This is a genomic window from Streptomyces thermovulgaris, assembly GCF_002155915.1.
GTDB lineage: Bacteria > Actinomycetota > Actinomycetes > Streptomycetales > Streptomycetaceae > Streptomyces > Streptomyces thermovulgaris.
This window is the reverse complement of the sequence record NZ_MUME01000587.1, coordinates 335-581: the sequence shown is the minus strand read 5'-3', so window position 1 is coordinate 581 and position 247 is coordinate 335. Positions and strand designations below refer to the sequence as shown.

At 68.0% G+C, this 247-nt stretch carries 1 protein-coding gene; it reads right to left on the bottom strand.

What is annotated here, in order from left to right:
* The coding region (locus tag CCN35_RS27470; protein WP_143631935.1) for a response regulator at positions 1-206 on the bottom strand (206 nt) is incomplete at its 3' end.
* Positions 207-247 lie beyond the last annotated feature (41 nt).

Below are 247 nucleotides of genomic sequence, written 5' to 3'. Positions count from 1 at the left end.
CGGCGGCACAGGCTGACGCCGTCGAGGCCGGGGAGCATCACGTCCAGCAGCGCGATGTCGGGCTGCTGGGCCCGGAACGCCTCCAGCCCCGACAGCCCGTCGGGCATGGCCGTGACCCTGAAGCAGTTCCGCTCCAGGGAGAGCTGTGTGGCCTCACGAATGACGTCGTCGTCCTCGACGAACAGGACGTGGGTCTGCTCTGCCATCCCGTGCTCTCAGTTCTCGTGTGCTTCTGTCGTGCGGTGCG